A 20,113-nucleotide genomic window follows, 5' to 3' on the forward strand; every position below is an offset into this window, starting at 1 on the left:
TTTAGTAGTTGTCATAAATGTGCAAATAGAATTATTAATAGTATAGTAAAATAAATACACTGAGATCAAGGATTAAACTCTAGGACAAAATAAAGCTATAATTTTCTCAAGAATAAAGAGGTAAAACTATTTATGTCACAGCTTGAACAAATTGAAACTGCAATTCTCTCACTTCCATCTCATGATTTTGAGAAACTGAGACAATGGTTTTTAAACCTAGATTATGAACTTTGGGATGAGCAGATAGAACGTGATATTGCAGATAGTAAGTTCGAAGCATTAGCAGCAGAAGCGTTAGCGAAATTTACCGAAAGTATAAATGAGTTTGAACTTTAACGAATCAAATTAATTGTAATTCCCAGAGATAAACTAGTCCAGACTTTATCTGCTGTTAATACAGGTAAATTCAAGCGTTTACCTAAAGCAAGACAAGCACGATCTCCTAATGATAATCCTGTACTTTTGGTTAAAGGTCGAAATTTAGCTATAGTTATAGCATCTTGCTCATTGCAAGCAATAATTTCTAGACTATTTTCTAATAATCCTTCATCTCTCAATCGTTTAATAATTTCCTCTGGTGATTCTCCTAAATCAACAACTTTTGACAATACCTCTACCCAATTAATAATACTGATATAGCACCCATCAATCAACGCATTTTCTACAATTTCTGCTCCTGGTTCATCTCTAAGATAAGCTAAAAATGCAGAAGCATCTAACACAGATTTATTCACTTAAATACTCCTGTCTGCGTTCGGTAATAAGTTCATTTACCAAATTTCTATCAGGTGATTTATCTTTTAATAAACCTCTTAATTTTTTAACTTGTTGTTTGAGGCTGACTAATTGGATTTTGCCATTATCTTCAAGAGTTAAAATTAATCTGTCTCCAGATTCTAAATTAAGTATTTCTTGGATTTCTTGGGGTAAAGTTAAACGTCCTTCTGGTTCAATATCAAGTGTATATTGTTGAGGAATTGATAAATTAGCAAGTGTCATAGCTGAATATTTCCTTGGTTTATAGCCATTTACATTTTAGCAAAACTCTAAAAATTAAAAAATCTCAATTTTTTCCCTATCTTCAACTCCTACTCATCAATATCCATTGCCAAATTTTCAAAATTAGTAATTGTTACTTCAACATCAGGGAATTTTGTCGTTATTTTCAATTCTCCTCCCATAGCTTCAATAACTTCTCGCAGATGACTAACATACATATCAGTGCGATTTTCTAATCTAGAAATAGCAGGTTGTTTAATTTGCAACTTCTCAGCTAATTGAGCTTGAGATATTTTTAAAGATTGGCGTAATTCACATAATGCTATTTGACAAGATTAGAGGCGAAGTAAGTGCCAACCCAAAACACCAACTAAAATCTTGATTATTCATCATTTTTTCCCAAACTCCTGCATGACTTGTTTAGTAATTTCTTGAATTGCTGCTAATGTTGGGGGTATGATTTCCCTTTCCATTCCCAACCATAAAAGATATTCAATATTTCCCGCAGGTCCTGTGATTGGCGACCAAGTTAAACCTTTATATTTCCATCCTAACTCTAACGCCCCTTTCATCACATTAAAAATTGCCTCAGCTTGATCATCAGAATCGCGGACAACGCCTTTTTTGCCGATGCGAGACTTGCCAACCTCAAATTGTGGTTTTACCAGCAATACAGCCTCTCTGGGGGCTTGTGTTAATTGCCATACCGCCGGCAAAATTTTAGTTAAAGAAATAAAGGAAACATCCACAACTATCAAATCAGGAAATATGGCATTTTCAGCATATAATTCTGCTGGTTGTAGTTGGCGTAAATTCGTCCGTTCTTTTAAAATTACTCGTTCATCAGTTCTAATTTTCCAATCCACTTGTCCATAACCAACATCTACACCATAAACTTGTTTTGCGCCGGCTTGTAATAAACAATCTGTAAATCCACCTGTAGAAATTCCCCCGTCTAAACAAATTCTGTCAGTTACAGAAATTCCAAAACATTCTAAAGCTTTGACCAGTTTTTCACCACCACGAGAAACAAAAGGAGGACGTTCTTTAACTTGAATTTCTGCGGTAATATCAACTTCAGTCCCGACTTTATCAACCATTTGTTGATTTACAGTCACTTCTCCAGCTTGAATTAGCCGTTGTGCTTGCTGACGGGAGGGACATAATCCCAAATCTACTAATAATGTATCTAATCGCTGTTTCACCAAGTTCACTTTTTATAGTTTTTTATATTTGCTTTTCTATTTTAAATCTAAATAGGAATTTTTTTGTTGATATCCCCAACTTCTTTAAGAAATCAGGGATATTAAATTTACAGTAGATTAATAAGTTACAGAATCTAAATCCAAAGTCGGACAGCAACCCAACAAATACTGGTAAATGTTGGGTTTCGTTCCTCAACCCAACCTACGTAATTCTATTTTTTGAGCTTAACTGACAAGTATTGGAACAGCAAACCAATTTCACTCCTGACTCCTGAATTCTGCTGTAAGTAGGTTAGCATTGAAAATCGTCGTTATGGCAAGGCAAGAGGCAAGAGTGAAGAGGGTTTGGGCGATTTTACTTTTCTTTACACTTCTGGGTTTTATTGTGTTCACCTACTTATGTCATTAGTTAATATTGTGAATATGATGATCCTTTAGTTGTGAAGTAGCACCATTGTTAACAAAACCCAAAGTAATTCGTTTCATAAACCAATACAAAACCCAAAGAATTACAAAAGTAATCGTAATAATTACCAACGGCTGTTTACCAAGTATTTCCTCTACACCTTTCGTGATTATTGCATCTGGTTGAGTAATAAAGTCCCAACTGTTAAACCGTAAAAATCTTCCCCAATAAATACCAACAGCAGAAAGAGCATGAGTCATTAATTCAACAGAAAAAATCCATTTGCTTTTACCCGTTCGGTGTAAATAGTAACCTAAATTTATCAAAGATATGACATAAGCCTCAAATCCGCCAAAAATGACCACAAAATACACAGGCATTAACACTAATGTAATCATCCATACTGACTGAACTCGCCGGATATCATCTATTAAATGAATAACATCAGTTAATAAATAAGGCGCATTTGGTAAAAAAGCATAGAAACTCAGAAATCCTAGCCACCAAATCCATGAACCTCCGCGTTTTTTGCGAAATAGCCAAACACTTAAAGCCAAAGGGATGAAAGCCAAAAATAGATTCCAAGTCATCCACCGCAGATTAACTCGTAAAACATGGAAAACCGTTGTTATTAATTCAATCACTTCTGCTTTCATAGAATTGAAATGTATAGAATAAATGTTATTTTTTTCTTGACACAATATTTGCAGTTGTGGAGTTTTGATAACTCTAAAAACATTGTGTGTAAGACTCTATTTTAGATCACAGTTGCATAAAATAGTTGTTTTTCAAAATTTTGGCTTTTACGTATTTTTTACGGTGATTGAGGATTTATCATAACTAAACCTTGATGTGGCAAGGTTGATTAGAGGAATTATGGTGATTTTTTCAGGGCTTTCCATAAATTGAGATCTACAGGCAATACTTGTTAGTTAAGGAAATGTAGGTTGGGTTATGGCTTCGCCACACTATGGCTAACGCCTCCCGTCAGGGATACGTAAACGTTCCATTGCTCCGCGAACATTTACGTTCCACAACCTAACCTACCATATAATGACTTTTCAGGCTTGACCGAGAAGTATTGCGCTTAGGTAAATTCTGTTTGTATAGCCGTGTATCCCTGACGAAAGGCGAAGGCATCTTTCTAATCGCCAGTTTATTTCTGCAAAATGGGGATGCTCCCGTTTCAAAGCCTCTTCCTAACCCTCTCCTAATAGGCTACGGTGTACACACAAGTTAAATTACCCCCCTTATCAAGGGGGGAAACCGGAAAAATTAGTTCCCTCCCCTTCACAAGGGGAGAGGGAAAAGGAATAACATTTAATACTGGAGAGTTTTACCAGAGGGGTTGGTTTATACATTAAAAACTTTTAAAACATCCTCTAAGGTATGATTTAGAAGTTTTAAATTTACAAGATTGTCATCAACTACTAAAATTGTCGTGCAGTTGGGTAATTTTTCCAAAATTTTTTCCTTATCCCCTAACTTGATCCACTTGGATTCCGTCGAATATTAACTTATGAAGTCTCTTATGAAATCAGTATATACTGCCAAAACAAAATATACTCAAAACGGCTTGATTGTTTGATTCTAAACGTGGGGGTAAAGCATGAGCTAAACCCCTACACATCTGGGTTCTTTGTCATTTGGCAAAAGTTTAAATCTCACCCGTGTTTAGTATAATAGCGATCGCAGTTAATAAACAATTAAGCCTGTATGTAATACTTCCCCTAGAGCCACTGTATCTCCATAATTAATTTTCTTATTCATACATCAGGTTGCGTAGTTAGGAGGTACAAAATCTAAATTCAAATCTGTACAAAAAGCCAGTTTTACTCCTGACTCGGTGACTCCTGATTCCTGCTATATCTATGGATATTAAGTATTACCATTTACTTTATTCAGTATACACGAAATCTGATATACTATAATCTTAATAAAAAGTGTAATTTGCTACATTTATGTTAAGTAACCTGAGTTGGACAGCAAATAATTTTTCTTTTTACCCCACATTCCGCACCCCCCAGTGTCACAATCGGTAATTTCGGATTTTTGAATACCTTTGATGATAATTTTGATACAAAATTGTCGAAATCTTAGGTGGCGAACTGCTTGCAGCAGCGCTTCGCTATCAGGAGTTCAGGAGGAAGAAGAAAGAGGAATAGTTTTCACCAATTATCTGTTCCCTGTTCCCTGTTCCCTGTTCCCTGTTCCCTATTCCCTATTCCCTGTTCCCTGCTCCTAAAAAAGATTACATTTAATGAAGTTAAAAACAAATAACCAATATGTCCATTGAACTGCAAACAGAACTAGGTCAAGCGGTGGAACAGCGTCGCAACTTTGCGATTATTTCTCACCCTGATGCTGGTAAAACTACCTTAACCGAAAAACTATTATTATACGGAGGTGCTATCCACGAAGCTGGAGCAGTCAAAGCCCGTAGAGACCAGCGAAAAGTGACTTCTGACTGGATGGCAATGGAACAACAACGGGGAATTTCCGTCACTTCAACGGTGTTACAATTTGCCTATCGCAACTGTCAAATTAATTTACTTGACACTCCTGGACACCAAGATTTTAGTGAAGACACCTATCGGACTTTGGCAGCGGCAGATAATGCGGTCATGCTGATTGATGCGGCTAAAGGTTTAGAGCCGCAAACTCGGAAATTGTTTGAAGTCTGTAAAATGCGGGGGATTCCCATTTTCACCTTTGTGAATAAACTTGACCGTCCAGGTAGAGAACCTATAGATTTGTTGGATGAAATTGAGAAAGAACTGGGATTACAGACCTATGCAGTGAATTGGCCTATTGGCATGGGCGATCGCTTTAAAGGCGTATTTGACCGCCAACAACAGCAAATTCATTTATTTGAACGGAGTTTTCATGGTAGTAAGGAAGCAAGGGAAACTGTTCTTGATATAGGCGATCCCCAACTAGAAACCTTACTAGAAAAAGAACTTTACCACCAATTAAAAGACGAATTAGAACTCTTAGAAGGAGTTTGTCCAGAACTAGATTTAGACCTGGTACACGCTGGCAAAATGACCCCAGTATTTTTTGGTAGCGCCATGACCAACTTTGGGGTGGAATTATTCCTGGAAAACTTCCTCGACTTTGCCCTCAAACCAGGTACACATAGCAGCAGCGTCGGCGATATTCCCCCCACTTATCCAGAATTTACCGGATTTATTTTCAAACTGCAAGCCAACATGGACCCGAAACACCGCGATAGAGTAGCTTTTGTCCGGGTTTGCACAGGCAAGTTTGAAAAAGATATGACAGTAAATCATGCTCGAACTGGTAAAGTTGTCCGTCTATCTCGTCCGCAAAAACTATTTGCCCAAGAAAGAGAATCTATTGATGTCGCTTATCCAGGGGACGTGATTGGTTTAAATAATCCGGGTGTTTTCGCAATTGGCGATACTATTTATACAGGACAAAAACTAGAATATGAGGGAATTCCTTATTTCTCACCGGAACTTTTTGCTACTTTGAGAAACCCCAACCCGTCGAAATTTAAGCAGTTTCAAAAAGGTGTTTCTGAATTGCGAGAAGAAGGTGCTGTACAAATTATGTATTCAACTGATGAAGCCAAGCGTGAGCCAATTTTAGCAGCGGTTGGTCAGTTGCAATTTGAGGTAGTCCAGTTCCGCTTACAAAATGAATATGGTGTAGAAACCATTCTTGATTTATTACCCTACAGTGTTGCCCGTTGGGTTTTGGGTGGTTGGGAAGCCTTAAAACAGGTAGGACGTTTATTCAATACCACCACTGTTAAAGATAGCATGGGACGACCTGTGTTGTTATTCCGCAATGAATGGAACTGTCAACAGTTAGAAGGTGATCATCCAGGATTGAAGTTAAGTGCGATCGCACCCGTCTTTTCCCATCAACAATCAGTAGAAGGTTAGAGGAAGAGGCAAAAGGCAAGAGGCAGGAGGCAAGAGGCAAGAGGCAAGAGGCAGGAGGCAAGAGGCAAGGGGCAAGAGGCAATAATTTCCTGTTCCCTGTTCCCTGTTCCCTGTTCCCTATTCCCTGTTCCCTATTCCCTGTTCCCTATTCCCTGTTCCCTATTCCCTGTTCCTAATTATCAGGGTATATCAACGAGCGTGCTATTTGTCACCGAGAACAGATTGGAGTACCAAAGTTTGTATGCCTTCCTATGCTGAATCATGTTTAGAGGCTGGTTTAGCTGCCCTCAAGCAGGGGAATTACTATACAGCGATCGCTAACCTTGAACCACTAGCCAAAAATCAAACCGAAGAAAAGATTTGTTTACAGGCACAAGTGGGGTTAGTTATGTCCTATGCCCGCACTGGCGAAATCTCCAAAGCGATCGTCCTGTGCCAAAATTTGATCGCTAATAGTAGTCCCCAAGTTCAAGAGTGGTCAAAACTTGCTCTTGAACACCTGCATAAACGCAAAAACCAGCAGAAAAAATCCCGCAAACCGAAGACTGGAATTATTTCCGGTTTAAATACCCCCCCACAACAGCTAAAAACCGCTTATGTTGGGGCTGATGGTAATACTAATATTCAACCCGTTAGCATTTACTGGCGAAATGCTAGACGTGCTAAAGTGTGGCAACCTCTACGCAAGCCTAATATTATTCCCTCCCGACTACTTGCCCTCTTCACATTCATGGCACTATTCTGGACGTGCCGAGAAGCGCTGAAATTTGTATTAGGTTCAGTTAATCAAATTCTATATCAACTGCCATACTTAGAACCCATCCAGATTTTATATCGTGATCCTACCGACTTGATTCTAGGGTTATTTATAATCTTAATGGTATCGTCCCCTTGGTTACTCGACTGGGCGCTAACGAGATTTTCTGGTCAAGAAGAGTTGCCCAAAGAAAAATTAAACTCCTACAGTCGGGAAACAGTAAGGGTATTACAAAGGGCTTGTCAACAGCGACACTGGAATACCCCCCAACTGAGGATACTACCAATTACTGCCCCCATGATCATCAGTTATGGCAATCTGCCCCGCACAGCCAGAATAACTGTTAGTCAAGGCTTATTAGAACAACTGGCAGATGATGAAATAGCTGCTATTTATGCTTTATCCCTGGGGCAAATTGGGCGTTGGGACTTTGCAGTGATGTCCCTAGTGTTACTCGTAACTATGCCATTTTATGGCATATATCAGCAAGTGTCAGTTTGGGAAAATCAACATCACAGTAAAATTTGGCGTTGGCTAGGTACAGCCTTAGCAGCCATTAACTATGGAATTTGGTGTCTGTTCACAGGCACAGCTTTACTTAATTCTCGGTTGCGACTTTACCATAGCGATCGCCTGTCCGCAGAAATTACTGGTAATCCCAATGGACTAATTCGCGCCCTATTGAAAATATCCATTGGTGTAGCCCATGATGTCGGGTTAAAAGAACAGACCTGCTGGCAGTTAGAAAGCCTAAATCTGCTTTCACCCATAGCATACCAGCACAGCATAGTTTTGGGTAGCACCGCTGGTCATCTACCTTTTGAATCATTTTTAAAATGGGAAAATTTTCATCCCTACCGTCAATGGTTAACAATCAACAGTTGTCATCCAGCAATAGGCGATCGCATCGAACGTCTTTGTGAAATAGCCCGCCATTGGCATTTAGACACCGAATTATATCAAACAACCCCATCACAACCCATCCTCATTAAGCCCCAAACCTTCTGTTTACAAATTGCCCCTTGGTTGGGAATCCCCCTTGGTCTTCTCTTCGCCTGTCTGATTTGGTTAGTTTGGCAAACGGCATACACCTTACATTTGTTAAACTTAAAATGGATTTATGATAATTGGTCTTTTGTTACAGGTTGTATGTTAATTGGTTTTAGCATTGGCACAGTCATGCGAATAAATGCTTTATTTCCCGAAATTATCCCTGCAAATGTTCAAAAAGACGAAAACTTGATCAACTTATTAGCAGATCCAGCAATTTTACCAATTGATAGCACTAAAATCCGTTTTACTGGTAAGCTGTTAGGCCGTCCCGGAATTGGTAATTGTTTAGCACAAGACCTAATCCTCCAAACTAGCCAAGGTTTAATGAAACTACATCATATTCCCTGGTTAGGAAAGTCATTCAATCCTCAAGACTTGATTGGTAGACAAATCACTGTCACAGGTTGGTTACGACGTGGGACAACTCCCTGGATTGATATCCAAACCCTAGAAACCCAAAGTGGCAAAAAAATTCATAGCCCTCATCCTGCTTGGTCTACTGTCGTCGCAGTCGTTGCCCAAGCTTGGGGTGCTTATATTATGCTTACAGGGTCTTAGTCATTGGTCATTGGGAAGAAATATTCCCCCTGTCCCCTGCCTCTTAGGGAACACCAAAAAATAAATTGCCCAATTTTGTGGGATGGGCATCCTGCCCGTCCTTGATGATTAGCGGGCAATTCGTACCGCACCACAAGAAATTTTTGGGTATTTTTTTAATTGGAAGTCCCTTATCTTTTGCCCCTTGCCTTAAAAATGTGTTTTATGTTACGATGAAGCAATACTATTGGCTATTGGCGGAAAAGTTTCTGCTGAACTAGCTACGTAGAAAATACCATGATAATGTTAAGGAATGGTATTTTGTTCTGCGGGCAAGAATTAAGAAGAATGAATTTACTGTGGTGGATAGTTGGCTATTAAATTAACAATTCCTAAAATTAAAGTGATATTAGCCCACGATTGCATAATTGCTTTCGTGGCGAATAAGCTTGATCCCAACAAAAAAACTGTATTCTATAAGTTGATAGCATGACTCACGCCACGCTACAATATCGGATTGCAGAAATTGGTTTGTGGCAGTTTTAGTCCATAGTATCTATTCAAAAACCAAAGCCAATTTATTGTTTTTGTCTTGCCCTGTTTAATCCCAATTCGGAGGTATGTTCCATGTCCATTCGCCTATATATAGGAAATTTGCCCAAAGAAGAAATAGATCGTCAAGATTTGCAAGCTGTATTTGCAGAAGAAGGCGATGCTGTCACCACCAAACTAATTAAAGACCGGAAAACAGGCAAATGCCGGGGTTTCGGGTTTTTAACAGTGAATAATGACGAACAAGCAGATCAAATTATTGAAAAATATAATGGTCAAATGTTCAAAGATACACCCATTAAGCTAGAAAAAGCTTTACCACGGACTAAAGGTGAGGAAGGTGAAGAACAACAACCACAACAACAAGTTCCCAAACCAATTATCCAAGGTAGTAGCGCCCCTAGTCCTAGCGGCAATAAAGAAGGTAATCGTCGGGATAGAAGTAAGAAATCTCGGCGCGGTAGCGGTGGTGGTAGTGCGCGTGAGACTGCTACTAGCGTTGATAACGAAGCTTTTCGTCCAGATCCCCGTTGGGCAGCGGATTTAGAAAAGCTAAAACAAATGCTGTCAGCACAAACTACCAACTAAATTGTCTGTTTAGCCACGAAAGTCCGAATTTAATCAACAAGCAGTGCAGGTAGCCATATCAGGTTATCTGCACTACTTGTTTTGGCGATTTTTGTAGTTTGACCGAAAAATTTTAGATTTTATAGCAGGAGTCAGGAGGTAGGGGCGCAGGCCCAGTCAGGAGTTAGGAGTAAAAACCTGTTGTGGTCGGAGTTTCATGATTAATTTATGTCCTAACCACCTTGACCGTTGCTATAGATGAAAAAAATTTGGTACAAGCCTCGTCCTGAAAAACGGAAAAATACTCGCTGCGCTAACGTCAATCTAAAATCGTGTGACGGTATGATTACACAAAATTTGTGATTTTTTAGGAAAACTGTATCTAAATTAACAAAAATTTTCACAATGTAGGAATAGTATAAGCTAATACAATTAGCTTAATTAAATCAAGGGTTTTGAAAGTAATGGTAATTAAGGTGATATTTTCGGCGATTTGATTTTGATGTATTGACTTTAAGGAAAATTATTTTGATTGCTTGAACCTTGTAAATAATCAACTGTAAATATCTAACTTATGATGTGGCGTTGCTACTTCAGGTAGGTTTTATCATGGATTAACTAATATATCATGATAGATAATATTTGTTTGTCTATATCAAAAGATAGGCAACAATATCTATCAAGGGTATTAAATATAAATATAGAAAGTGGGGAAAATTAACCAACATTTGGGCAATAGTTAAAATATAATAAATATTAATTATTCAAAATTCCCCGCAAAAACACAGATTTCAGTTTAATAAGCGCAAGTTGAAAATTCACTCCCATATTGTTGAAATCGGAAACAGAAAAAATCTATGAAAGCTACCACTAAAAAACACATTGCTTTAATTTCAGTTCATGGTGATCCAGCGATTGAAATAGGCAGAGAAGAGGCAGGAGGACAAAATGTTTATGTCCGCCAAGTGGGTGAAGCCCTGGCACAGCTAGGATGGCAGGTAGATATGTTTAGCCGGAGGGTCAGTGCTGATCAAGAAAGGATAGTGCAACATAACCCTAATTGTCGGACTATTCGGTTAACCGCAGGTCCGGTGGAATTTGTGCCAAGAGATCAGGGTTTTCAATATTTGCCAGATTTCGTCTTTCAGTTACTAGAATTTCAAAAAGAAGCTGGGATTCATTATGATTTAGTGCATACTAATTATTGGTTATCTAGCTGGGTAGGAATGGAACTCAAGAAAAGACAAGGAACTAAACAGGTTCATACTTACCATTCTTTAGGGGTGATCAAATACAAGACCATAGAAAATATTCCTCTGGTGGCAAGTCAACGTTTAATAGTAGAAAAACAAGTATTGGAAACAGCGGAAAGAATTGTTGCCACCAGTCCCCAAGAACTGGAACATATGCGATCGCTTGTTTCCCAAAAAGGCAAAATTGATATTATTCCCTGTGGAACAGATATTCAGCAGTTTGGTTCAGTGGAAAGACAAGCTGCCAGAGCTACTTTAGGAATTGATCCAGAAGCTAAAGTGGTGCTATATGTAGGTAGATTTGACCCCCGCAAAGGCATAGAAACCTTGATCAGGGCAATGCGGGAATCTAAGTTTTACGAATCCAAACAATTGCAGTTGATTATTGGTGGTGGCTGTACACCGGGGAATAGTGATGAAAAAGAACGCGATCGCCTTACCGGAATTGTCAACGAATTAGGGATGAATGAATGTACCTCTTTTCCCGGTTGTTTGAGTCGGGAGATATTGCCAGCTTATTACGCCGCTGCGGATATTTGTGTTGTTCCTAGCCACTATGAACCCTTTGGATTGGTAGCTATCGAGGCTATGGCCTGCGGTACACCTGTAGTCGCTAGTGATGTCGGTGGACTGCAATTTACTGTTGTCAATGAAGAAACTGGTTTATTAGTACCGCCACAAAATGTCCCAGCTTTTAACCACGCTATTGATCGGATTCTGGGCAATCCTGCATGGCAGCAAGAATTAGGAAAAGCTGCTAAAAAGCGTGTTATTAATAAATTTAGCTGGCATGGTGTAGCTGCTCAGTTAGATGAACTATATACCCAACTGTTGCAACAATCTGTTAAAGAACCCGCATTAGCGATTAAATAGGGAAGTTGGGGGAGTTGGGGGAGTTGGGGAAGTTGGGGAAGTTGGGGAAAGAATTTTCCCAATGACAACTGACAACTGACAACTGACAACTGACAACTGACCACTGACCACTAACAACTGACCACTGACCACTGACTATTCCTGCATAGTTGTAAGATAGGAAAGCATCAAGTAAGCTCTAAACATAGTTGCAGTTAGACGGTGAAATGATGGAAGTTCAAGAAATCAAAAAATTCCCGAAGCCCAGGAAACCAGACAGCGAATCCCAAAATTTTCAGCACGTCAAGATCCTTGACTGCAACGAACCAGTATGCAGGGTAATTTGTGAATGTTGGCACTGCAAACAAGGGATATTATGTGAGGTAGATGTATCATCTTCACAGTATTTAGAGGTAGAATGCCCAAGTTGTGGGAAAACTGCCGTAAGACTGATGGCAGAAAAGGTGGTTTCCACTACACCTATCCCTTCACCCTGGCAAGGATGATTTAATAGATTAGATCCCTGACTTCTTTGAGAAGTCGGGGATCTGGGTGTTACGTAAACTGAAAAATATTTATTTAGTCAATAACCCCACCCTGAAGACAAAAAACCGCATCCTCAAGCAGGACTAAGGATTGCTAAGTTCCGAAGTATCCGTGACCAAAAACTAACCATTCAATTTGACCCGTCAGCATATAAAAATGGTAGATAGATGGTATCAACAACTAAACATCTACCGCGTCCTGAATTTAGAGGACAAGATTTTTGTGTTTTAACTGACGGCGTTGAGCCATTAAATTAAACGCGCTATCCCTCCCCATCCTGCTTGCGCTGAGGATGGGGTATCTCGCAGAAAACAAGATGAACCAAGAAAATAATCCAGAAAAAAGTAATTTTGTCGTGAAAAAGGGGTAATTGTTTTGCAACCCCTGGACTTTACCGCTTTAACCGCCGCTTGTGGCGAAATCCGCACTAATTGGTTGCCTGCACGCATAGAACAGGTATATCAGCGCGATCGCTTTACCATTGCCATTGCTTTACGAACCTTGAATCAACGGGGTTGGCTGGATATTTCCTGGCATCCTCAAGCCGCCCATATTTGTATTAGTGAACCACCACCACGCGCCCCAGATACTTTTACTTTTAGTCAACAGTTAAAACACCAATTGGGTGGGTTGGCCTTAGTAGGAATTGAAGCGATTTCCCCTTGGGAACGGGTAATTGATTTACAATTTGCCCGTCGTCCTGAAGAAACAGCCCTGTATCACCTTTATGCGGAAGTGATGGGCAAATATAGTAATGTGATTTTAACTGATGCTAGTAATGAAATTATCACTGCTGCCCATCAAGTTAGTCACCAACAATCTAGTGTTCGTCCGATTCAAACTGGACAAAATTACGAAACACCACCGAAACTGACGGGAAAAGTCCCCAATTTAAGCGAATCTATCGAACGCTGGCAAGAACGGGTAAGTTTAGTCCCCGGAGGTATTAAACGTCAGTTACTCAAAAGTTATAGTGGTTTAAGTTCGGCTTTGCTAGACACGATGCTGTTAGCGGCAGATATCATCCCAGATACGAATACTGACGAACTTACTCCCCAAGATTGGCAAAATTTATTTCAACGTTGGCAAGAATGGTTACAGGCTTTAGATTCAGGTAAATTTCAACCTGCTTGGACAGAAACCGGATATACGGTGATGGGTTGGGGTGGAATTGCACCAACAAAGAATATTCAAGAGTTACTTTACCGTTATTATTCTGATCAACTGAATGAACAGTTATTTGGACAACTGCGTCATCAGTTAAGTCAGAAATTGTTGAATATTTTGGGGAAATTACGCACTAAAGCGAAAACTTTTAGCGATCGCCTGCAACAATCAGATCAGGCTGAAGAATATCGTCAAAAAGCCGACCTATTAATGGCCAACCTGCACCATTGGCAACCAGGGATGCAGGAAATAATTCTACCAGATTTTGAAACCGAACAGCCAATAGCGATCGCTCTTTTGCCCGATAAAAACGCCGTCCAAAATGCCCAAAAGCTTTATAAACAGCACCAAAAACTCAAACGCGCCCGTGCGGCTGTTGAACCGCTACTATTTGCAGTTCAAGCAGAAATTGACTATCTCGAACAAGTAGAAGCCGCAATTTCGCAAATAGACAAATACCAAAATCCAGAAGATTTACAAGCCTTAGAGGAAATCCGGGATGAACTAATTGGGCAAAAATATCTAGAAGACCTAGAATATCGCAGCCGTAGCAGCAACGACACCCCCGGCACTAATTTTCATCGTTACCGCAGTCCGAGTGGCTTTGAAGTCCTCATTGGTCGTAATAACATCCAAAATGATCAACTGACATTCCGTGTTGCTGGAGACTATGATTTGTGGTTTCACGCCCAAGAAATTCCGGGGAGTCATGTCCTCCTGCGTCTAGAACCGGGTACAGTGGCAGAAGAAGCTGATTTACAATTTACAGCCAATCTAGCAGGTTATTTCAGTCGCGCCCGTCAAAGTGACCAAGTACCAGTAGTTTACACCCAACCCAAGCACGTCTACAAACCCAAAGGCACTAAACCAGGACTTGTGGTTTATAAACAAGAAACGATTATTTGGGGAAAACCGCAATTGGTCAGTGGTCAGTTGTCAGTTGTCAGTTGTCATTAGTCAGTGGTCAGTGGTCAGTTGTCAGTTGTCATTGGGAAAATTGGCGTTGCTGATTAAGAGTATGATTTTATTATGCCTACGGCACGCTGCGCGAACACGCAGAGGCGCAGAGAGTAAGAGTTTCATTTTTTTGATTTTTCAATTTCATACCTCAATTCAGCAACGCCGGAAAATTCTTTCTCCCCCCCTACTTCCCCTACTTCCCCAACTCCCCCAACTCCCCCAACTCCCCAACTCCCCAACTCCCCCAACTCCCCCAACTCCCCCAACTCCCCCAACTCCCCCAACTCCCCCAACTCCCCCAACTCCCCCAACTCCCCCAACTCCCCCAACTCCCCCAACTCCCCCAACTCCCCCAACTCCCCCAACTCCCCCAACTCCCCCAACTCCCCCAACTCCCCCAACTCCCCCAACTCCCTGTTCCCTCTTGCCTCTTACCTCAAATAGAAAAGTTACTCACCCGAAGACAGATATTTTTTGAGATATTTTCATGAAAAAACTGTACTGGCTGTTACAATCTTGTTAAGAAAAGTTGCCCGTTGAATTTTGGGAACGCGCAATTTGGTTTTGACTCTACTGAGAAGACAACTCGAACAACGTTTTTTTATAGACCAGCCCTGTGGGAGGGGTTGGTCTTTTTGTTATCCTCAGACATCTTTCCCAGGAAACAGAAACAACATCTGAACCCATTGGTGTCAACTTAAGCTCAAATCCCTACCACATCTCGTTCCTAGTCTCTGACTAGGAATGCAGTTGATGAGGCTCTGCCTCTAATATTATTGAAGGCAGAGCCTCCTAGAATTCATTCCCAGTCAGAGACTGGGAATGAGATGACTTGAGTTCTTTGCGGGATAGAGGTTTTACCTTAAGTTGACACCAATGATCTGAACCATAGCAATCCTAAATTGGTTATAAACAATAAAATTCCCGATTTCTTAGAGAAGTCGGGAATCTGATTTGCGAAATTTTATCTAACTTGCTATGATTAAAAACTGAAAGTAGTTCTCAAAGCACCAATCACTAAATTACTACTGCTATCATCGTGATTTGGGGCTGTTAGCCAAATTACAGCGGGGGTAATGGTGATATTGTCGCTGACCTTGTATTGATAAAATCCCTCAACGTGATAAGAGGTATTTGGATCTTTAGTAATTCCAGTAACAGTAGAATTCGTGACCTTTGGTTCCATACCAAATATAATACCAGCTAAGTTACCTTTTTTACCCAAATCTGGTAAACCTAAAGTAACAGCATAGTTCCAAATTTCCGCTTTTCCTTTGGTACCAGTCAAAACTTGACTATTGGTATATCCAGCCCAACCACCTAAAACAAGCTTCTTCGTAATACCTAAAGATGCTTCCACACCGTAGGAATTACTGGAAAAGTTTGTACCAGAGGCAAAATTGGGATTGGTAAATGTGGCGTTATTACTACCTGTAGCCAGTGACTTGTTATAGGAATTGATGTAAGTTAAACCAAGGGAAATGCGATCGCTGGGCTTGACGGTTAACTGCGCTAAAGCACCATAATTCCCATCAAATAACCCGTTTCCAGGAGTGGGGTTATTAGCTGTACTACTTAAGTAGCCTAAACTTAGGCCTATTTTATCGCCAAGCTGGTGGTTAACTGCTATGCCTTTATCACCCAGTTGTCCATAAATCGGGTTTCTTGTCCCAAAAGTAGACACAGCCCCAAAAGCACCATCACCATCAAAGAGGTTAACTGTACTGGTAACATCGTCTGCTGCACCACCAGTAGCAATTAGTTTTACTTGTGTATTCTTGCTAACAGGAAAGGTATATGATAGAGTTGCTATGGAAAAATTGTTACCAGGATCGCTACTAGCAAAAAACAAGTTTCCTTCTGGAGTATTAATATTGGGACTATTAATATTATTACTTTCCAGTATAGTAAGAAGTGTATCTTGTCCTGTAAAACTGCTAACAAACTTTACTCTTGTTCTCGCACCTAAAGTGGTATTTTTCCCAGGAATATCTGCATTATTAACCGTTTTGTTTGTCAACACATCACTAACAACTGCTACAACTTGCCCTTGTAGCTTAGTGGTGGTAGAAAATTGATTAGCTTCCAATTCAGCAGTTTTGGCTTCTACTGTGTCTACACGCCCCCGGAGGGTGGCTAATTCTGTGGAAAATTGCTCTTGCAATTTTTGGATTGTTGCTAAGTCTTGTTTTGTCGTCAAATCAGCGGTAGCAGTAGCAATTAGTTCATTGACTCGATCTAAACAAGCATTCAAACCGGCTGCAAACTCGTATCTTGACAACGCCCGATTACCCCGAAAAGTCCCGTTGGGATAACCTGCAATACATCCATAGCGTTCTACCAATGATTGTAAAGCCTGAAATGCCCAATCATTAGGTTGAACATCAGATAATTGAGATACGGAGGTAACTTGAGATACTTCCTGTTCCTGGATATTATTAACTTGTTGTTCTGAATTATTGGTTGGTAATGTTTCTGCCCATGCACCAGAACTCATACATAGCATGGAACTGATCACACTAGAACTGGTAATTAAATACGTCCAAAATTTCTGCATTTTTCCTCACACCTGTGTTTAAAGTTGATAATGCGATACTGAAGTTAGTAAAGCTATTAATAATTACTATCAATATAATACAGTTCTCAGTAATTTTTTCACAATAAAAAGTTAAGAAATCTTTATGAACTGGAAATATTCTCAGTATACAGCAGTATTACCTGAGATTTCCAAATATTCTGTAATTCTTGATACAGTAGCATTTTTTGATGACTTATATGAGAATGGATCTCATTATAAGATATAATGCCAATGAAGTTTTATTGTCAACCTCAAACCATGAGAAGTTCTAGAGAAGTTAAAATAGATAGAAAAACCAGAAATTTCTTACCTCTGATTACCTTAATAATATTGTCAATAGTTTATGGATGTAACAATCCTAACAGTAGGGAGGTTGTAAAAACAGAACCAGCCCCAGTCCAAAAATCACCAAAGACTAAAGTAGTTACCACATTTTTACCAGTTTATTTGTTTACTAAAGCGGTAACTGGGGATATTGCAGATGTAGAGATTTTAGTTAAGCCTGGTACAGAGATACACGAATATCAAGGGACACCAGCTAATATAAAAGCGATCGCTACGGCTAAGGTATTAGTCAAAAATGGTTTAGGCCTAGAGGAGTTTTTAGCAGATACAATTAAAAATGCTGGAAATTCCCAACTAATGGAAATTGATGCTAGTAAAGGTATTCCAGCTATTAATAAAACTTCCCCCATAGATAAAACAGCAACGGGAGAACATGATCATAATCATGAACACCAATTGGGAAATCCTCATGTTTGGTTAGATCCAGTTTTAGCAAAACAGCAAATTATTAATATTCGAGATGGTTTAATTATCGCAGATCCGGTCAATAAAGCCAACTATCAGACCAATGCAGCGGCATATATTCAGAAATTAGATAATTTAAATAATGAATTTCAACAGACTATTAAAAAAACTCCAAACTGCACCTTCGTCACCTTCCATGATGCTTTTCCCTATCTTGCCAAACGTTATAATATTAAACAATTAGCGGTAGTAGAAATTCCTGAAAAGCAACTTTCCCCAACAGATGTCCAAAAAGTGGTGAATACAGTCAAAAAATACCAAGTTAAAGCCTTATTTAGCGAACCAGGGTTAGATAACAAATTACTGACAAGTATTTCTCAAGATTTGGGGTTAACTGTGCGGACTTTGGATTCTTTAGAAACGGGTGATACCAATCCAGAGTATTATTTTAAAGCAATGAAAGCTAATTTGGAGAGTTTAGTCGCTGGGTGCAAGTGACGTAGGGGTAAAGCAAGAGCTTCATTGGTGTCAACCTAACGTAAAACCCATAACCCAACTGGGAATTCATTCCCAGTCTTATAGCAGAAGTCATCTGAAGATGACTAAAAGAACTAGAAAATTTTTGAACTTGTTTAGTTTACTTTAAGTAGGTGGGCGGAGGAAAATCAAAATATATTTCGTTTTTTGAAATGGCTAAAACCCAACGACAATAACCCATCGAGGTGAATTTACATATCGTTACACATTTTGGTTATTTCACGTCCACCTACTTAGTAAACTTTAGCTATTAGCCCGGAAATTCATTTTCAGGCGGGTCTGTCAGCCCAGCCAAACAAATAAGCCATCCGTAGCTTAAGTTGACACCAATGAAGCTCTTGCTTTACCCCTATCAATACTACGACTCCTGAATCCTTCTTTTTTTCGGACTTCTGACTCTTGCTATATCACTATAAATTATTGGCATCTCAAATCCTAACTTCCATGACTGACAAACAAGCAGAATTTACATTACCAATATTAAAAGTTTCTGGGTTAACAGTCTACCAAAGCAGCTATCTAGCTGTGCGAGATGTTTCCTTTGAATTGTTAGCAGGAACAGATACAGCCATAGTTGGTCCAAATGGGGCTGGGAAAAGTACCTTAATTAAAGCTATTTTAGATTTAATTCCCCGCAGTGCCGGAACAATTGAAGTTTTTGGTCGCCCAATTTCTAGACTAGGAAATTTGCGGAATCAGTTGGGATATATGCCACAAAACTTTATTTTTGATCGCAGTTTTCCCATTTCGGTTAGTGAATTGGTAGCTTTAGGAATAGGGAATAAAAAACATTCATTTTTCTCGAAATTTTGGCAACAAAAACGGGAAATATCAGCAGCAGTTACCACAGCTTTACACCGTACAGATGCTTATAGGTTGCGAAATCAGGCTATTGGCACTCTGAGCGGTGGTCAATTGAAGCGGGTATTATTGGCTTATTGTTTGGTAACACCGCGAAAATTGTTAGTATTGGATGAAGCTTTTGCGGGGGTAGATGTCCAAGGAACAACGGATTTTTATGCTTTATTAAATGAATTAAAACGAGAAGAGAATTGGACGGTGTTGCAAGTTTCTCACGATATTGATATGGTAAGCCGTCATTGCGATCGCGTCATCTGTCTCAATCAAACTCTTGTCTGTTCCGGTAAACCGGAAATAGCCCTTTCACCACAAAATCTGCTGGCTACTTATGGTCCTGGTTTTAGTCGCTATGAACATCATCATTAGGGAACAGGGAACAGGGGGCAGGGAGTAGGGGGAGTAGGGGGAGTAGGGGGAGTAGGGGGAGTAGGGGGAGTAGGGGGAGTAGGGGGAGTAGGGGAGAAATTTCTTCCTTCTTTCTCCTGAACTTCTTTCTCCTGAACTTCTTTCTCCTGAACTTCTTTCTCCTGAACTTCTTTCTCCTGAACTTCTTTCTCCTGAACTCCTGATAGCGCAGCGTGGCGTTAGCCATACTCCTGATAGCGCAGCGTGGCGTTAG

At 39.8% G+C, this 20,113-nt stretch carries 16 protein-coding genes; 9 read left to right on the forward strand and 7 right to left on the reverse strand.

What is annotated here, in order from left to right; genetic code table 11:
* Window positions 1-132 precede the first annotated feature (132 nt).
* The gene (locus AA650_RS24105) at window positions 133-336 is read left to right on the forward strand and encodes a hypothetical protein (RefSeq protein ID WP_053540965.1); all 204 of its coding nucleotides are present in this window, start codon (window positions 133-135) and stop codon (window positions 334-336) included.
* On the opposite strand, the gene AA650_RS24110 is transcribed toward AA650_RS24105, so the two are convergent.
* From AA650_RS24110 to AA650_RS24130, 5 genes are all read right to left on the reverse strand, one after another.
* Window positions 333-734 (reverse strand): PIN domain-containing protein, encoded by a 402-nt coding sequence (locus AA650_RS24110; protein ID WP_053540966.1) that lies wholly within the window; start codon window positions 732-734, stop codon window positions 333-335. The two genes, AA650_RS24105 and AA650_RS24110, sit on opposite strands and share 4 nt — an antisense overlap.
* A complete protein-coding gene (locus AA650_RS24115) occupies window positions 727-999 on the reverse strand; it encodes an AbrB/MazE/SpoVT family DNA-binding domain-containing protein (protein WP_027402966.1) in 273 nt (90 codons plus the stop codon). The genes AA650_RS24110 and AA650_RS24115 overlap by 8 nt, the downstream gene beginning before the upstream one ends.
* Window positions 1,000-1,088: 89 nt before the next feature.
* Window positions 1,089-1,325: an XRE family transcriptional regulator gene (locus AA650_RS24120; protein WP_053540967.1), complete on the reverse strand. Its 237-nt coding sequence runs from the start codon at window positions 1,323-1,325 to the stop codon at window positions 1,089-1,091.
* A gap of 63 nt (window positions 1,326-1,388) precedes the next feature.
* Complete coding sequence (locus AA650_RS24125) at window positions 1,389-2,207, reverse strand: TlyA family RNA methyltransferase (protein WP_053541398.1); 819 nt, start codon at window positions 2,205-2,207, stop codon at window positions 1,389-1,391.
* Between the two features lie 402 nt (window positions 2,208-2,609).
* Window positions 2,610-3,266 carry a DUF1361 domain-containing protein gene (locus tag AA650_RS24130; RefSeq protein WP_053540968.1) on the reverse strand — a complete coding sequence of 219 codons (657 nt, stop codon included), beginning with the start codon at window positions 3,264-3,266 and terminating at the stop codon, window positions 2,610-2,612.
* Between the two features lie 1,629 nt (window positions 3,267-4,895).
* Between AA650_RS24130 and AA650_RS24135 the strand changes: the two genes are divergently transcribed.
* The 6 genes from AA650_RS24135 to AA650_RS24160 all read left to right on the forward strand — a co-directional run bounded on the left by AA650_RS24135 (window position 4,896) and on the right by AA650_RS24160 (window position 14,765).
* Window positions 4,896-6,524, forward strand: a complete 1,629-nt coding sequence (locus AA650_RS24135) for a peptide chain release factor 3 (protein ID WP_053540969.1) — start codon at window positions 4,896-4,898, stop codon at window positions 6,522-6,524.
* Between the two features lie 241 nt (window positions 6,525-6,765).
* On the forward strand, window positions 6,766-8,892 hold the full coding sequence (locus AA650_RS24140) for a zinc metalloprotease HtpX (RefSeq protein WP_053540970.1): 2,127 nt from the start codon (window positions 6,766-6,768) through the stop codon (window positions 8,890-8,892).
* 606 nt (window positions 8,893-9,498) lie between these two features.
* Window positions 9,499-10,011 carry an RNA recognition motif domain-containing protein gene (locus AA650_RS24145; protein ID WP_027402959.1) on the forward strand — a complete coding sequence of 171 codons (513 nt, stop codon included), beginning with the start codon at window positions 9,499-9,501 and terminating at the stop codon, window positions 10,009-10,011.
* An 836-nt stretch (window positions 10,012-10,847) separates the two neighbouring features.
* Entirely contained in the window at window positions 10,848-12,116 is a 1,269-nt protein-coding gene (locus AA650_RS24150) for a glycosyltransferase family 4 protein (protein ID WP_053540971.1), read from the forward strand.
* A gap of 209 nt (window positions 12,117-12,325) precedes the next feature.
* A complete protein-coding gene (locus AA650_RS28925; RefSeq protein WP_039202622.1) occupies window positions 12,326-12,601 on the forward strand; it encodes a hypothetical protein in 276 nt (91 codons plus the stop codon).
* Window positions 12,602-13,016: 415 nt separating this feature from the next.
* Window positions 13,017-14,765, forward strand: coding sequence for an Rqc2 family fibronectin-binding protein (locus AA650_RS24160; RefSeq protein ID WP_053540972.1), 1,749 nt, complete (start codon window positions 13,017-13,019; stop codon window positions 14,763-14,765).
* 985 nt (window positions 14,766-15,750) lie between these two features.
* Here the strand turns inward: AA650_RS24160 and AA650_RS24170 are convergent.
* Window positions 15,751-17,325: an iron uptake porin gene (locus AA650_RS24170; protein ID WP_053540974.1), complete on the reverse strand. Its 1,575-nt coding sequence runs from the start codon at window positions 17,323-17,325 to the stop codon at window positions 15,751-15,753.
* A 279-nt stretch (window positions 17,326-17,604) separates the two neighbouring features.
* Here AA650_RS24170 and AA650_RS24175 point away from each other — a divergent pair, with 279 nt between their 5' ends.
* Together AA650_RS24175 and AA650_RS24180 are read left to right on the forward strand one after the other, a co-directional pair.
* Window positions 17,605-18,594 carry a metal ABC transporter solute-binding protein, Zn/Mn family gene (locus AA650_RS24175; protein WP_053541399.1) on the forward strand — a complete coding sequence of 330 codons (990 nt, stop codon included), beginning with the start codon at window positions 17,605-17,607 and terminating at the stop codon, window positions 18,592-18,594.
* A gap of 483 nt (window positions 18,595-19,077) precedes the next feature.
* Window positions 19,078-19,860 (forward strand): metal ABC transporter ATP-binding protein, encoded by a 783-nt coding sequence (locus tag AA650_RS24180; RefSeq protein WP_053540975.1) that lies wholly within the window; start codon window positions 19,078-19,080, stop codon window positions 19,858-19,860.
* Here the strand turns inward: AA650_RS24180 and AA650_RS28430 are convergent.
* On the reverse strand, window positions 19,835-20,086 hold the full coding sequence (locus tag AA650_RS28430; protein WP_199924342.1) for a hypothetical protein: 252 nt from the start codon (window positions 20,084-20,086) through the stop codon (window positions 19,835-19,837). The two genes, AA650_RS24180 and AA650_RS28430, sit on opposite strands and share 26 nt — an antisense overlap.
* Between the last annotated feature and the right edge of the window lie 27 nt (window positions 20,087-20,113).

The sequence above is a fragment of the Anabaena sp. WA102 genome, assembly GCF_001277295.1.
Lineage (GTDB): Bacteria > Cyanobacteriota > Cyanobacteriia > Cyanobacteriales > Nostocaceae > Dolichospermum > Dolichospermum heterosporum.

Excerpts from the sequence above, each read along its gene's own strand:
- AA650_RS24105 (WP_053540965.1), top strand. The coding sequence starts at position 133 with ATGTCACAGCTTGAACAAATTGAAACTGCAATTCTCTCACTTCCATCT.
- AA650_RS24115 (WP_027402966.1), bottom strand. The coding sequence starts at position 999 with ATGACACTTGCTAATTTATCAATTCCTCAACAATATACACTTGATATT.
- AA650_RS24130 (WP_053540968.1), bottom strand. The coding sequence starts at position 3,266 with ATGAAAGCAGAAGTGATTGAATTAATAACAACGGTTTTCCATGTTTTA.
- AA650_RS24135 (WP_053540969.1), top strand. The coding sequence starts at position 4,896 with ATGTCCATTGAACTGCAAACAGAACTAGGTCAAGCGGTGGAACAGCGT.
- AA650_RS24140 (WP_053540970.1), top strand. The coding sequence starts at position 6,766 with ATGCCTTCCTATGCTGAATCATGTTTAGAGGCTGGTTTAGCTGCCCTC.
- AA650_RS24145 (WP_027402959.1), top strand. The coding sequence starts at position 9,499 with ATGTCCATTCGCCTATATATAGGAAATTTGCCCAAAGAAGAAATAGAT.
- AA650_RS24150 (WP_053540971.1), top strand. The coding sequence starts at position 10,848 with ATGAAAGCTACCACTAAAAAACACATTGCTTTAATTTCAGTTCATGGT.
- AA650_RS28925 (WP_039202622.1), top strand. The coding sequence starts at position 12,326 with ATGGAAGTTCAAGAAATCAAAAAATTCCCGAAGCCCAGGAAACCAGAC.
- AA650_RS24170 (WP_053540974.1), bottom strand. The coding sequence starts at position 17,325 with ATGCAGAAATTTTGGACGTATTTAATTACCAGTTCTAGTGTGATCAGT.
- AA650_RS24175 (WP_053541399.1), top strand. The coding sequence starts at position 17,605 with ATGAGAAGTTCTAGAGAAGTTAAAATAGATAGAAAAACCAGAAATTTC.
- AA650_RS24180 (WP_053540975.1), top strand. The coding sequence starts at position 19,078 with ATGACTGACAAACAAGCAGAATTTACATTACCAATATTAAAAGTTTCT.
- AA650_RS28430 (WP_199924342.1), bottom strand. The coding sequence starts at position 20,086 with ATGGCTAACGCCACGCTGCGCTATCAGGAGTTCAGGAGAAAGAAGTTC.